The organism is Candidatus Sphingomonas phytovorans (assembly GCA_029202385.1).
Classification (GTDB): Bacteria; Pseudomonadota; Alphaproteobacteria; order Sphingomonadales; family Sphingomonadaceae; genus Sphingomonas; species Sphingomonas phytovorans.
The window spans coordinates 5,395,528-5,409,995 of the sequence record CP119314.1 but is presented as its reverse complement, the minus strand read 5'-3'; the positions used below and the strand labels follow the sequence as shown (position 1 = coordinate 5,409,995).

The window sequence follows — 14,468 nt, the reverse complement described above, 5'->3', positions numbered from 1 at the left end:
ATGCAGGCCCTATCCCTGCTTCATCCAGGCTTCCGTTACGCCCCCCGGCCGATCAGCATTCGACCACGTTCACGGCGAGGCCGCCCAGGCTGGTTTCCTTGTATTTGGAGCGCATGTCCTCGCCGGTCTGACGCATCGTCTCGATCGCCTGGTCGAGGCTGACGATATGCGTGCCATCACCGTCGAGCGCGAGATAGGCGGCGTTGATCGCCTTCACCGCGCCCATTGCGTTGCGTTCGATGCAGGGAACCTGGACGAGCCCGCCGATCGGATCGCAGGTGAGCCCCAGATTATGCTCGATCCCGATTTCAGCCGCATTTTCGATCTGCGCATTGGTCGCGCCGAGCACCGCCGCGAGACCGGCGGCGGCCATCGAGCAGGCGACGCCGACTTCGCCCTGGCACCCCATCTCGGCCGCCGAGATCGACGCGCGCGTCTTGTAGAGCATGCCGATCGCCGCCGCGGTCGACAGGAAGATCCTGACGCCCTCACGCGTCGCCGGCCCCTCGAAGGTCTCGTAATAGCGGATCACCGCGGGGATGATCCCGGCGGCGCCGTTGGTCGGCGCGGTGACCACGCGGCCACCCGCTGCATTCTCCTCATTCACCGCGAGCGCCCAGAGGCTGACCCACTGGATCGTGTGCGACGGCGCACCGCGTTCCGACCGGGAAATCAGCGCTTCATGCAGCCCCTTCGCGCGGCGACGGACGCTGAGGCCGCCGGGCAGGATACCGTCCTTCAGCATCCCCCGATCGATGCAACCGCGCATCGCATCGGCGACGCCGTCGAGTAGCGCATCAGTCTCGGCGGCGGTGCGCCATGCGGTGTCGTTGCGGCGCACCAGCTCGCTGATCGATATCCGCTCGAGCGCAGCCGCGGCCAGGAGCTCGTTGCCCGAGGTGAAGGGATGGCGCACCGCGACATTGCCCAGTTCGGGCCGCTCCCCGCCGCGCCGGATCGTTCCGCCGCCGACCGAGTAGTAGCGCTGGACGTGACTTGTTCCGTCCGGGAACCAGGCAGTCAGATCGAGGGCATTGGGGTGCTCCGGCTCGAAACGCTCGGGATGAAAATCGATTCCTCCCTGCCCCTCCAGCTCGATCCGGTATCCGCCATCGCCACCACCTTGCCCAAGCGACAGGGCGTTCTCCGCGCGGAACCCGGCGACCATCGCCGTGGCGGCTTCGGGATCGACGGTTTCAGGCTCCCAGCCAGCAAGCCCAAGCAGGACCGCCACATCGGTGCCATGGCCGATGCCGGTCAGGGCAAGCGAACCGTACAGGGCGCAACCAACCCTGGTCGCACGTTCGGGCAAAGCGAGAATCGTCCGCGCGAAATCCGCCGCCGCGCGCATCGGGCCGACCGTATGGGAACTGGACGGGCCAATGCCGATAGTGAACATCTCGGCGATGCTGATCGGACGATGGCGCGGGTCCGGAAGAGTCGAGGTCACGAGAGTTGACGTCACTGGGGCATGCTCCGTCTGGCGGCGCGAGCGCCGCGGCATGCCCCCTCTGTCCGTTTGCCTGAGATCGTTATCCCGTCGGCGGGTGCCGGGGCACCACTCTCCAGAGTGTCTGTGTCGCGCGGTCCTTCTGCCTGAGAGTTTCCGGGGCGGTTGCTCCTTCGGCGCCGGCCAAGGCCGATCTCTCCCGTGCGACGGTTCGTCCCTGAGCGAGCGCCAGCCCCGAGTCAATCGACCACGAAAGCCCCCGTCGCATATTCACCCCATCGCGATCATGGCGCCGTCAGCCGCCGCGCAGCATCTGCATGACATAGGCGCGGATCCGGCCGTAATTGTCGCGCAGCGGGCCCAATATCCCGTGCCTTTCGGGTGGCAGATGGGCAAGCGGATGGCCGTTCTCTCGAAAGACATAATGGTCGAACAGCGCTTTCCAGGCGGCGCGTTCCCCCGGCGGCCGCTCGGCGATGGCGATCATCGCGAGCAGCAGCGTCGTATGAGGAGCGTCAGGACCCGCGTTGAATGCGTCCCACCAATAGTTGACGAGCACGTTGAAGGGCGCGGTCGATTCGACCTGGTGCCACCAGAGCTTGGGAAGATAGAGCGCGTCGCCGGGCTCGAGCTCGGCGACCAGCGCCTGATCGCGCACTGCCGCGAAACGCGGATAGCGGGCATCGCCGGGCGCCGCTGCCGCGGCGAGGCTGACCGGCTGACCGGCCATGGTATGGTCGATCGGACCGACATAGAGGCTGTCGATCAGACGGGGATCATACAGCGTGAACCGCCGGCGACCGGCGGCGACGCAGGCGAGATTGTCCATCGTATCATAATGCGCCGAGACGTTGGAGGCATGCCCGATCCAGATGCGCGGTCGAACGCCCGGCAACATGGGCAGCGGGTTCTGTCCGGCAAGCCCGGGCAGATAATCCTCCGCCGCCAGCGAACCGGCATAGATGCTCCCGGCATCGGCATGATCGAGACCGGCGAGGATCGCCTCGAGCGCCTCCCGGAAACGCATCCGGCGCCGTTCGAAATTGAAACCCTGAAGCGCCTCGTCATAATAATATTTGCCGGCGATGCGTGGCGCCCCAAAAAAGGCCTCAAGCTCACGGCCCGCGTCGAAAGGCGCCAGGTACCGCGCGAACGCAGCAGGGGATTCGCGCGCGGCGGCGATTGCCGGCCAGTCGCGCACCAGGCCGCGCAAGACGACCGGGCGGCACTGCCCGACAATCTCCTCCCGGAACGTAAGCGGATCGGCGACGCGTTCGGCCGGATATTCCGCGACGTCGGGCATGGTGGATTCAGCCCTGCAAGGCGCCGACCGGGATCGGCGCGGTCAGCCGCTCGTTGCGACGACGCGCCAGCGAGGTGACCTGGTTCAGCGACCCGATCATCAGCGACGCCGCATGCAGATAACCGCGCCGAAACAGGTCGACCACCCGCGCATCGTCGAGGTTAGCCAGCGCGTCGCGATTGATGGTGTAGGCACCCTCAACGCTGCGCCGGACGCCGTCGTCGAAGCTCACCGAGATATCGACTGGCTCGACCAGCTTCAGGTCGAGCATCGTCCGGATGAACGCGCGCGTCTCTTCCATGCCGGGGCGCAGTTCGCGAAAGATGGAAATGATACGCTGCAGATAGGGCGACGGTTCTCCCGCGTCGTCGAACAGCCGCTCCCCGCCGGGACCTCCCACTCTGGGGCTGTCGAGATCGATCGCGAGGCCGGTTTCAGTCGCGAAGAAGGGGATCCGTTCCATATTCAGCGGCCGATAGCCGTCCATTCCCCCGCCCGGCCTGAGGAACAGATTCTCCTCCTCATCGAAGCCGAGCATCGCCGCGCAGAAGAAGGCGCCGGTATCGGATTGCTTGCCGAACAGGATCGGATAGTCGAGCGCGAGCAGGGCGAATTCGCGCAGCACGACTGACACCAGCTTGACGCCGTCTCCCAGCTGCCGCGACGCCGTGCCGTCGACGCGCAGGTCTCGGTGCGCGACCGTATCCAGTGGTACGACATTGCTCATCCAGTCACCCCGTCCCTTCCCGGCCGCGCCGGTCTCTCGCCGGCTTGGCATGGTGTTGCCGCGATAGACGATCACCACGCGCCGAGCATGGGAATCCTACCATCGGATCGATGATAGCCACCGCCGTCCGCTAAGCCAACGCTACATGATAGCGCACACACAAAACCTTCAATCCCGCCGCGTCGGAGTTCCACGCTGCATCTAAAATACTCCATCACGGGACGATTAGCACCATAAATGTGGCAAATATGACGCTTGCCGAACAAAAATGTTCACGCTACCAATATATGATATAGAATATGCGGAGCCGCATATAAGATATGGGGATTGGCGGGGCGCGCAACGACGCGACCTCGCCGGGAGGAGGATGTTTGGGGGCGCCAGCCGTCATTCCAAAGCGATGCGACGTTGAATCGGGTGCGATTCAGCGCGGCAGGGAGCGCGGTCAGAGCTGACCGCCTCAGAAGGCGGCGCCGATCGGTCGGACGTGCCGGCGCCAGGTGAACAAGCGATCTGACACGGAGAGAGACAAATGAAAATGAACAGGGCGGGGACACAATCGAATCGCGCGGAGGGACGGCGGCTGCGCAGCCTCCTCCTGATCGGCGCCTCGAGTTTGACGATTATCGCTGCGCCGGCTCATGCACAGGACGCGGCGCAGGCTGCACCCTCGACAGCCGAAGAGGACATCGTCGTTACCGGCATCCGCGGATCGCTCCAGCGCAACCTGGACATCAAGCGTGATTCGATCGGTGTCGTGGATGCCATTTCGGCGGAAGACATCGGCAAATTCCCGGACTCGAACGTCGCGGCCTCGCTGCAGCGCCTGCCCGGCGTGTCGATCCAGCGCGACGGCGCGCGTGGCGAAGCGACCGGCATCACGGTCCGCGGCTTCGGCGGCGACTTCAACGAAACCCTTTTTGACAGTCGGCGCATATCGACGGCGACCGGTGGCCGTTCGGTCGACTTCAGCACCGTCGGCGCCGATTTCGTCGGCCAGTTGAACGTGATGAAGACGCCTGACGTCACCGTCGGCGCCAACTCGATCGGCGCGACCGTCAACATCCTGTTCCCCAAGCCGTTCGATCACCCCGGCATGCGGCTTGCCGCCACCGTGTCGGGCTCCTGGCAGGAAGACGCCAAGAAGGTCGTTCCGACCGGCGGAATCCTGTTCAGCGACACCTTCGCCGACGATACCTTCGGCATCCTGGCCGATGTCGCCTATGCGCGTCACGACACCCAGACGAACCAGGCCTATATCAACGGTTTCGGCTTCGGCTATTTCGCGCCCTGCCAGCTGGCGGGAAGCACGGCCGCGACCTGCAGCCCGACGACCAATACCGCCGCCCCCGCTTCTCAACAGACCACCGTCCGCGGCGCGTTCGAGCAGCAATATGGCCTGAACCAGCTCTACACCAAGGACGAACGGATCGACGGGCGCCTCGCGCTGCAATGGCACCCGTCCGACGCAGTCATGGTGACCCTCGACAACAATTTCTCGCGCCAGACGGTCAACCAGGATTCGTTCGGGTTCGGCATCTGGTTCAACCAGGGCAGCCTGCGCAACGTCGTGCTGGACGGCAACGGCGTGCCGACCAATTTCACCCAGGCCGGCACCCAGACCGACTTCAATGCCACGACGAACAGCAACGTCCTGCAGACCAACCAAACCGGCCTGAACGTGAAATGGGACGTCTCCGACAATTTCAGCGTCGAGGCGGACGGCAGCTATTCGAAGAGCTGGCGCAACCCCGACGGCCGCATCAACAGCAAGAATGGTGACGTTGGCTATGGCTTCGGCATCGGCCCGTCGCTCGGCATCGTCATCGACGGCGACAGCAAGAACAAGATTCCGACGCTCAACAACTATGGCGTGAACGGCGACGAGTCCCGCTGGGCCGACACGTCGGTCATCGGATCGCACGTGACGGTGAACACCGCCAACAAGAACACCGACGTCATCAAGCAGGCGCGCCTTTCCGGCCAGTGGAAGCAGGACGATTTCTCGATCAAGTTCGGCGGGTCATATCTCGAAGACCAGTTCAAGCTGCAGACCAGCGACACCTTCGCCAACAATTTCTGGCAGGCCTATGCGGGTTACGGTCCGCCCTCGGGTGGCACGACGGGCGTTCTGCTCCCGGCAAGCCTGTTCACGGGCCAGGTCAGCACGGCGAACTTCCTGCCCGGCTATTCAGGCAACCTGCCCTCGCCCCTGCTGAAATACAGCGCAGCCGACTATCAGGCGTACCTGACCAGCCTCGGCAACCCGCAGACGAAACGAATTCCGGGATTCAACTATCTCGACCCTCAGGTCGGTCCGAACTTCACCGGCACATTCGACGTCAAGCTGAACCCCGCAAGCGTGCAGGTCATCACCGAAAAGACGTGGGCGGCGTTCGTCCGTGCGAGCTTCCAGACCGAGATCGCCGGCATGAAGTTCAACTTCAACGCAGGCGCACGCGAAGAAGTCACGCACATCACGTCGAACGGCATCGGTCAGGTGCCCCTGACGCTGACTCAGGGCATCGGCGACCCGACCTTGTTGTCGGTCGGATTCTCCCCCAGCCAGCCGGTGTCGACGAAGAGCAGCTACGCCTACTTCCTGCCCAGCATCGACATGAAGCTCAACATCACTGACAAGTTCGACATCAGGTTCGATGCGTCCCGGACGCTGACGCGGCCCAATCTGAGCTTCCTGACGCCCGTCCTGAACGTGGGCAGCGGCCAGCGCATCGGGGCCTTCACCGCAACCGGCGGCAATCCCAACCTCCGTCCCTATCTGTCCGATAACTTCGATCTGACGGCGGAATGGTATTACCAGCGCAACTCATACTTCGCCGTCGACCTGTTCGTGAAGAATGTCAGCAACTTCATCGTTGCCGGCGTGACGCGCCAGCCGATCAACAACGTCATCGATCCGACGACCGGCCTGCCCGCGCAATTCTCGGTATCGGCGCGGGTGAACGGTCCTGACGCGACGGTGCGCGGTATCGAAATCGCCTGGCAGCAGGTCTTCGGCAACAGCGGCTTCGGCTTCTCGGCGAACGGAACCTTCGTCAATACCAACAAGCCCTATAACCCGGATGACTTCACCCAGACCGGCTTCGCCGTCACCGGGCTTGCCAATTCGGCGAACTTCGTCGGTTTCTACGACAAGAACGGCTTCCAGGCCCGAATGGCCGTCAACTGGCGCGACGACTATCTGCTTCAGTTCGGGCAGGCCCAGAACAACGGCAAGTTCGGCGCCGAACCGACCTTCGTGAACCAGAGCACGCAGATCGACTTCAGCACGAGCTATGACATCACGAAGCAGTTCACCATCTTCGGCGAAGCGCTGAACCTGACCAACGAAACGTACAGCACCCGCGGCCGGTACAAGAATCAGCTGCTCAGTGCGTTCGGCTACGGACGACGCATCACGGCTGGTGTGCGTTTTCACTACTGAGGGGACCACATTCCCCGGGGCCGCCGACCATGGTTGGCGGCCCCTCTTTCCTTCATGCTAGGCAGCGTCGCCACCACGCCGAATAGAGTAGCCGCCCGATATGGTCAGTCCGGTCCGCAATATCGTCATCGTCGGCGGCGGCACTGCCGGCTGGCTTACCGCCGGCGTCATCGCCGCGCGGCACCAGGGCCGGATGGCGGGCGGCTTCACCGTAACCCTGGTCGAATCGCCCAATGTGAAGATCATCGGCGTGGGCGAAGGCACCTGGCCGACGTTGCGTACGACGCTCCAGAAGATGGGTGTCTCCGAGACGGATTTCTTCCGCGAATGCGACGCCGCCTTCAAACAGGGCGCTAAATTCGCCAAATGGACCACGGGGGCGGAGGACGACGCCTATTATCATCCGCTGATGCTGCCGCACGGATTCAGCGAGCTGAACATGGTGCCGCACTGGCTTCACGACGAACAGGGCCGGTCCTTCTGCGACGCGGTATCCCCCCAGGGGGCGATCTGCGACGCGGGGCTGGCGCCCAAGATGATCACCACGCCCGAATATGATGCGGTCGCCAACTACGCCTACCATCTTGATGCGGGGAAATTCGCCCCGTTCCTGCAGAAGCATTGCACGACGAAGCTGGGCGTGCGCCACGTGCTGGCCGACGTAACGAGCGTCAACCAGGCCGAGGACGGCGACATCGTCAGCGTCTCCACCGAGCAGGCCGGCGACATTGCCGGCGACCTGTTCGTCGACTGCACCGGCTTCGCGTCGCTGCTACTGGGCAAGGCCCTCGGCGTGCCGTTCCGCGACTGCAAGGACGTGCTGTTCTGCGATGCCGCGCTGGCGGTCCAGGTGCCGTTCGATACGCCTGAGGAAGCGCTTGCCTCCCATACCATTTCCACCGCCCAATCGGCCGGCTGGATCTGGGACATCGGCCTGCCGACGCGCCGCGGCATCGGCTATGTCTATTCGACCTCCCACACCGACGACGAGAGCGCCGAACGCGAGCTGCGTGCCTATATCGGCCCGGCGGCCGACAAATTGTCGATCCGCAAGATCCCGATCCGCGGCGGCCATCGCGAGACCTTCTGGAAGCGGAATTGCGTCGCGGTCGGGCTCGCCGCCGGCTTCCTCGAACCGCTCGAGGCGTCGGCGATCGTGCTGATCGAGCTGTCGGCCAAGCTGATCGCCGAACAGATGCCGGCCAATCGCGAGGTGATGGACATCGTCGCGCGGCGCTTCAACGAGACGACCTCCTATCGGTGGGGGCGTATCATCGACTTTCTGAAGCTCCATTATGTGCTGACCAAGCGGCGCGATTCAGCGTTCTGGATCGACAATGTCGATCCGGCGACGATCCCGGAACGACTGCGGAACCTGCTTCACCTGTGGAAATACCAGCCGCCCTGGTTCTTCGAGGAATTCGACCGGCTCGACGAGGTCTTCCCTGCGGCAAGCTATCAATATGTCCTGTACGGCATGGGCTACAGGACGGAGGTCGACACGCTCGACACCGCCACCACCGAACGAATGGCGGCGCGGCTTCGCGAGGAAAATGCCCGGATCACCGGCAGGATGACGAGCCAGCTTCCGCGGAACCGCGACCTGCTGGACAAGATCCGGCAGTTCGGATTCCAGGCGATCTAGTCGGGCAGCGTCAGCCTGAAGAGCTGATAGGCATCGGCGAATTCGGGCAGCGCCTCGCACCGCGCGGCGTGGTCCGCGAGCGCGACCCAACCGTCCATGACGAACTGGTCGGCCAGCGCCTCGCTGACGAACCGGTGCATCGTCGCGAGCAGCACGTCGGCGTGGCTCATCGTGTCGCCCAACAGCCAATCGCGTTTTGCCGCGGCGCGCTCGCGCTCAAGCAGGTCGAGCGTGTCGATCACCTGGGCACGGCAGCGCTCGACCCACATCTTCAGTCCATCGCGAAAGGCCCGCTCATAGACAAGACTGACCGCCTTCTCCGCGACCCCGGCCGCGAAGGCGCAGGTACGGAGCATCGCCCGGCGATCATCGCCGCGGCGCGAGAGGAACGCCCGATCCACACCGACCATCTCATCGATCGCGTCGACGATCGCGCTGCTGTCCGTCAGCGAGATACCGTCGTCGAACACCAGGGTCGGCACGCGCCGCAGCGGATTATAGCGCGCAATCTCCTCCACATCGCCGAAGGCCGAAAGCGGCGCGTGGCGATAGGGCAGATCGTAGAGCTTCAACGTCACCGCGACGCGCCGGACGAAGGGCGAATCATATTGTCCGATCAACAGCATGGTCCGCCCTTCCCTTCTACTTACCAGACCCTCACGCGGGCATCCGGCGCAAGGTACAGCTTCTGGCCAGGCTGCACATCGAACGCCTTGTACCACGCATCGAGGTTGCGCACCGTCTGCGCACGGAACCTGCCCGGCGAGTGCCCGTCGGTCGCGACCTGCTGGCGCATCGCCTTCTCGCGGGTCTTCTCGCGCCAGCTTTGCGCAAAGGCCAGCAGGAAGCGCTGATCGCCGGTCAAGCCGTCGATCACCGGTGCCTCCTTGCCCTCGAGCGAGGCGCGATATGCCTCGTAGGCTGCCGTCAGGCCAGCCACGTCGGCGATGTTCTCGCCAAGCGTCTGCTCGCCATTGAGGTGAAGCCCGGGGAGCGGCTCATAGGCATCATATTGCTTCGCCAGGGTCGCGCTCTGCTGCTTGAAATGGGCGAAGTCCGCAGGGGTCCACCAATTGCGGAGCTTGCCGCTCGAATCGAACTCGGCGCCGGTATTGTCGAAGCTGTGGCTGATCTCATGGCCGATCGTGGCGCCAATCGATCCATAATTCGCCGCCGCGTCAGCCTTCGGATCATAGAAGGGCGCTTCGAGGATCGCCGCCGGGAAGTTGAGCGCATTCTGCAACGGCAGGTTGACCGCGTTGACCGTCTGCGGCGTCATCCACCACTCGCCCTTGTCCGGCGCCTTGCCGATCTTGGCAAGCTGATGCCTGTATTCAGCCAGCCGCGCGCGCTCGAGATTGCCCAGCGGATCGTCAGCCTTGATCTCAAGCGACCCGTAATTGCGCCACGTATCGGGATAGCCGACGCCGACACGCATCGTCTGGATCTTCTTGCGTGCCTCGGCCTTGGTCGCGGGCGCCATCCAGGTCAGGTTCTCGACACGCTTGTCGAACGCGGCGAGGATGTTCTTCACCATGCCCTGGATGTCGGTTTTGGACGAGGCCGGGAAGAATTTGGCGACGTAGATCTGGCCGACCGCATCGCCCAGATTATTGTTCACGGCAGCGATCGCCCGTTTGTCGCGCGGGCGCGGCTGCTGTGTGCCGCTCAAGGTCTTGCCGAAGAAATCGAACGAGGCGTCGTCAAACGCCTTGGGCAGCACCGCCGTGACGGTGTTGAGATGATGAAAGGCAAGCCAGTCCCGCCACGCGTCGAGCGGTTCGCTTGCCACCAGGGCGGAAAGCTTCGTGGTCGGGGCCGGATGCCAGACGATGAAGTCCTGCTGACCGGACAGGCCCGCGGCGGCGAAGAATGCGTTCCAGTCGATCCCCGGCGCCTTCTTCGCGAAATCAGCCTGCTTCCATGCATTGTTCGCCTTGTGGACATCCTGGCTATCGACATAGCCCGCATGCGCACTGGCGATCTTCGTTTCCAGCGCCATCACCCGATCGGCACGGGCGGTCGGATCGCTCATCCCGGCCAGGCCGAAGACCTTCGTGATATACGCCTTATAGGCGGTACGGAGCTGCGCCATCTCCGGCTTGGCCGACACATAATAATCGCGCTCCGGCATGCCGATGCCGCCCTGCAGCAGATAGGGCACCGTCTGGCCCGGGTTGTCGAGCGCCTGGGTAACGAACAGGCCGAACAGATGCTCGGTGCGGAAATTGGTTGCGTTGAGCGGATCGACATCGGCGCGCAGATCGGCGCCCAGCGCCCGGGCCAGTTCAGCCTTGTCGGCGATCGCCGCGATCGCATCTAGCTCCGGCTTGATCGGGGCAAGGCCGCGCTTCTCGATGCCGGCGGTATCAAGATAGGCATTGTAGAAATCGGCGATCTTGCGCTGATCGGTCCCGGCCGCGGCATTCGCCTTGGCGGCCTCTGCGATCAGTTGCGCGTTGCGCCCTTCCGCAACGTTGAACACCTGAAGGAAGATGCCAGTGCTCGACCGGTCGGCCGGGATCTCTGTCTTCGCGCGCCAGACGCCATTGGCATAAGCATCGAAATCGTCGCCCGGCTTCAACGCCTTGTCGACTCCGGCCACATCGATGCCGATTGCCGTTCCAGCGACCGGCGCGGGCGCGCTCTGGGTGCAGGCGGTGGTGGCAAGCAGGGCGGCGAGAAAGATCGTGGGACGCTTCATGAGACAAACCTCTCCAAAGGTGTATGGCGTGAGGAGTACACCTGAGATTTCGGTTACACCAGATACCACCCGCGCAGATGCCCGCCGTACGGCGCAGCCTTATATCGCGAGCGTCGCTTCCCATTCGCGCGGTCGCTGTCTAGTCAGGAGCGCGGGATGAGGATGAAAGCATGAGCGCACCGGCATTGGAGAGCAGGGTATCGCCTGAGAACGAGGCGTTCCGGGCGAATGCGGTGCACGACCGAGGGTTGGTGGAGCGGCTGCTCGATCCCGGCCCGCCCTTCCTGCAGTCTGGCGTCTTCAGAATGTGATGACGAACGGAGTGCTTCTGTTCCTCCCGCTTCCGGGGAGGAACTTCCAGGAGATACCCAATGTCCCTGATCCTTGCCTTTCTCGCCCAGGTCACTCCAGTCCAGCCGATGCCCAAGGGCACCGGCCTTCCGCCGCCCGGCACCGACGAAGGCGCGGTGATGGCACCGATCAACGCGATGCTCGCCGGCCTCGCCGCACGAGATTCCGCCGCGATCCTCGCGCAGCTTCGCCCGGACGGCGGCGCCACCGTCGCCAATGAAGCGCCCAACGGCGTGCGCACGGTCCGCCATATGAGCTGGACCGAGTTCGCCGCGAGCGTCAAACCCGGCCCGGAGAAATATGAAGAGCGCATCAGCAATCCGGCGATCGAGATCGACGGCGATATTGCGATGGTCTGGGCGCCCTATACGTTCTTCATCGACGGCAAGGCGCATCATTGCGGCGTGGACCATTTCGACCTGGCCCGCGACACGGGCACCTGGAAGATCGTCAACATTACCTGGTCCGCGCGTGCCACGGGTTGCGAGGGCTGATCTTGATCAAATCCCTTATCGCGCCATGAGCGGCATCACCTTCCGCGCGGCCACCGCCGACGACCTTCCCGCCATCGTCGCACTGCTTGACGATGACGAGCACAGCAAGGGCCGCGAGGACCCGAGCCTGCCGCTCGACCAGCGCTATTTTGCCGCGTTCGAGGCGATCGCCGCCGATCCGAACCAGATGCAGGTCGTCGCCGAACTCGACGGTGAAGTTGTCGGCACGATGCAGCTGAGTTTCCTGCCCGGCATCGCCTTTCGCGGCAGCTGGCGCGGGCAGATCGAAGCGGTCCGTATCGCCAGCAGCCTGCGGGGCCAGGGACTGGGGCAGCAGATGATCGAATGGGCGGTCGAGCGTTTCCGCGAGCGGGGTTGCGGCATGGCGCAGCTTACCTCGATGTCGACGCGTATCGATGCCCACCGCTTCTATGAGACCATGGGCTGGAAGAAGAGCCATGCAGGGTTCAAGCTGAAGCTCTGAAGAAACAAGGCAAGGGAGTTGGATATGGCCGAGGGCTTCGATTTCACCGGCAAGACAGTGATGGTCTTTGGCGGGACCAGCGGCATCAACCTGGGCATCGCCAAGTCCTTTGCGCGACGCGGGGCGAAGCTGGGTGTCGCCAGCCGCAGCCAGGACAAGGTCGACGCCGCGGTCGCGGCGCTGTCGGATAACACACCCGCGCTCGGCTACAGCCTCGACGTACGTGACTATGAGGCGGTGAAGGCGGCGATCGACGATTTCCGTGCCCAGCGCGGCACGATCGACGTGCTGGTGTCGGGCGCGGCCGGCAATTTCCCCGTGCCGGCGGCGATGCTGAGTTCCAACGGCTTCAAGGCGGTCGCCGAGATCGACACGCTCGGCACCTTCCATGTGATGCGCGCCGCTTATGAGCACCTGACCAAGCCGGGCGCGAGCATCATCAACATCTCCGCGCCGCAAGCCTTCATCGCGACACCGATGCAGGTCCATGTCTGCGCGGCCAAGGCCGGAGTCGACATGATCACCAAGACGCTGGCGATCGAATGGGGGCCGGAAGGCGTGCGCGTGAACTCGGTCTCGCCCGGCCCGATCGCCGGCACCGAAGGCATGGAACGGCTTGCCCCCACGCCCGAGGCCAAGGCACGCTCCGCCAAAGCGGTGCCGCTCGGGCGGATGGGCACGGTGGATGATGTCGCCGATGTCTGCCTGTTCCTTGCCTCGCCCTACGCCCGCTATGTATCGGGCGTCGTGCTACCGGCCGATGGCGGCTGGACAGCAGGGCGCAGTCTTGGAGGAATCGGTTGATGGCCGGCAGATATTATGACGAATGGCAGGTGGGCGACCGGATCGTCCACGAGATCCGGCGCACAGTGACCGAGACCGACAATCTGCTGATCTCCACCCTTACCCATAATCCGCAGCCGTTGCATCTCGACGCCGACTATGCCGGCGGGACCGAGTTCGGGCGGATCGTCGTCAACGGCACCTTCACCTTTGCGCTGATGATCGGCGTGTCGGTCGGGGACACGACACTTGGCACGCTGGTGGCCAATCTCGGTTACGACAAGCTGGTGATGCCCAAGCCCGTGTTCATCGGCGACACGCTGCGCGGCGAGACCGAGGTGGTTGAGTTGCGCGCCAGCAAGTCGCGGCCCGATGCCGGGCTGGTGACGTTCCGCCACCGGATGTTGAACCAGCGGGACGAGGAGGTCTGTTCCTGCCTCAGGACCGCGCTGATGCGGAAGAAGCCGGCCTGAATTTCCCTGTTCCTGCGTCGACAACAGGGAATTTTGTTTTTTCCTGGATCGAAAATCGCCATTTCGTCCAAATTATTCTACAAGTTCATATATTTGAATAGATTTCCCTGTTATGCAGGAACAGGGAATTCTTCCGGGCATAACAGGGAAATCTCCGCCCGGAACAGGCAAATTCAGTGGCCAGCGATGAGAATGAGCGCGGTGAAGCTTTAGGTTTCACCCCGGCATGATCGTTATCCTTTTCACGCCGCGATTGAATCGATCCCCTCCGGTTACCGGGGACAGCATCGCCGAGGGAGTGACCCCGTCTGACCATCTGCGTCAGCACGCAGCCAGAATAACTCCTACCTAATCCAGCGCGCATCTCGATGCGTCTGGTGCCAAGCGCTGATCGCTTTACTCCCTTTAATCCTTCGGAAATGGCGTCGACAGCTCCATCCCCGGCACCGGCGCGGGAGGGAAGCTCCCGACAAAGCAGTCTGGTCGTTGACATCGGAAATAAATACACAGACAAATGCACGGCGCGAGAGAAAGACCAACGATCGGCGCGGGTGGTTTGTGATCCGGGGAGGATCCCTGTGGCGGGCGCGCGTCGAACGGCGCGGCCGC

At 63.7% G+C, this 14,468-nt stretch carries 12 protein-coding genes and 2 riboswitches; of the genes, 7 read left to right on the top strand and 5 right to left on the bottom strand.

All coding sequences use genetic code 11. The features are described 5' to 3' along the window. Nucleotides 1–52: 52 nt before the first annotated feature. The 3 genes from P0Y59_24920 to P0Y59_24910 all read right to left on the bottom strand — a co-directional run bounded on the left by P0Y59_24920 (nt 53) and on the right by P0Y59_24910 (nt 3,531). Entirely contained in the window at nt 53–1,465 is a 1,413-nt protein-coding gene (locus P0Y59_24920; GenBank protein WEK00096.1) for an L-serine ammonia-lyase, read from the bottom strand. Nucleotides 1,466–1,507: 42 nt separating this feature from the next. After that, a riboswitch (glycine riboswitch) is annotated at nt 1,508–1,573 on the bottom strand. 1 nt (nt 1,574) lies between these two features. Beyond that, a riboswitch (glycine riboswitch) is annotated at nt 1,575–1,662 on the bottom strand. An 83-nt stretch (nt 1,663–1,745) separates the two neighbouring features. Further along, nucleotides 1,746–2,753, bottom strand: coding sequence for a cupin-like domain-containing protein (locus P0Y59_24915; GenBank protein WEK00095.1), 1,008 nt, complete (start codon nt 2,751–2,753; stop codon nt 1,746–1,748). A gap of 7 nt (nt 2,754–2,760) precedes the next feature. Then, a complete protein-coding gene (locus P0Y59_24910; protein WEK00094.1) occupies nt 2,761–3,531 on the bottom strand; it encodes a SapC family protein in 771 nt (256 codons plus the stop codon). 487 nt (nt 3,532–4,018) lie between these two features. Between P0Y59_24910 and P0Y59_24905 the strand changes: the two genes are divergently transcribed. Next, nucleotides 4,019–6,925 (top strand): TonB-dependent receptor, encoded by a 2,907-nt coding sequence (locus tag P0Y59_24905; protein ID WEK02678.1) that lies wholly within the window; start codon nt 4,019–4,021, stop codon nt 6,923–6,925. A gap of 100 nt (nt 6,926–7,025) precedes the next feature. Then, entirely contained in the window at nt 7,026–8,570 is a 1,545-nt protein-coding gene (locus tag P0Y59_24900) for a tryptophan 7-halogenase (GenBank protein WEK00093.1), read from the top strand. Here P0Y59_24900 and P0Y59_24895 read toward each other — a convergent pair. After that, nucleotides 8,567–9,196, bottom strand: coding sequence for a glutathione S-transferase family protein (locus P0Y59_24895; protein ID WEK00092.1), 630 nt, complete (start codon nt 9,194–9,196; stop codon nt 8,567–8,569). The two genes, P0Y59_24900 and P0Y59_24895, sit on opposite strands and share 4 nt — an antisense overlap. Nucleotides 9,197–9,216: 20 nt before the next feature. Further along, the gene (locus tag P0Y59_24890; protein ID WEK00091.1) at nt 9,217–11,274 is read right to left on the bottom strand and encodes a M13 family metallopeptidase; all 2,058 of its coding nucleotides are present in this window, start codon (nt 11,272–11,274) and stop codon (nt 9,217–9,219) included. A 170-nt stretch (nt 11,275–11,444) separates the two neighbouring features. On the opposite strand from P0Y59_24890, the gene P0Y59_24885 reads away from it, so the two are divergent. The 5 genes from P0Y59_24885 to P0Y59_24865 are packed head-to-tail and all read left to right on the top strand — an operon-like array spanning nt 11,445 to nt 13,859. Then, nucleotides 11,445–11,585: a hypothetical protein gene (locus P0Y59_24885; protein ID WEK00090.1), complete on the top strand. Its 141-nt coding sequence runs from the start codon at nt 11,445–11,447 to the stop codon at nt 11,583–11,585. Nucleotides 11,586–11,645: 60 nt separating this feature from the next. Then, the gene (locus P0Y59_24880; protein ID WEK00089.1) at nt 11,646–12,119 is read left to right on the top strand and encodes a nuclear transport factor 2 family protein; all 474 of its coding nucleotides are present in this window, start codon (nt 11,646–11,648) and stop codon (nt 12,117–12,119) included. 25 nt (nt 12,120–12,144) lie between these two features. After that, the gene (locus tag P0Y59_24875) at nt 12,145–12,603 is read left to right on the top strand and encodes a GNAT family N-acetyltransferase (protein WEK00088.1); all 459 of its coding nucleotides are present in this window, start codon (nt 12,145–12,147) and stop codon (nt 12,601–12,603) included. Nucleotides 12,604–12,627: 24 nt separating this feature from the next. After that, the gene (locus P0Y59_24870; protein ID WEK00087.1) at nt 12,628–13,407 is read left to right on the top strand and encodes an SDR family oxidoreductase; all 780 of its coding nucleotides are present in this window, start codon (nt 12,628–12,630) and stop codon (nt 13,405–13,407) included. After that, nucleotides 13,407–13,859 (top strand): MaoC family dehydratase, encoded by a 453-nt coding sequence (locus P0Y59_24865; protein ID WEK00086.1) that lies wholly within the window; start codon nt 13,407–13,409, stop codon nt 13,857–13,859. Before P0Y59_24870 ends, P0Y59_24865 begins: the two co-directional genes overlap by 1 nt. The last annotated feature ends 609 nt before the right edge of the window (nt 13,860–14,468 follow it).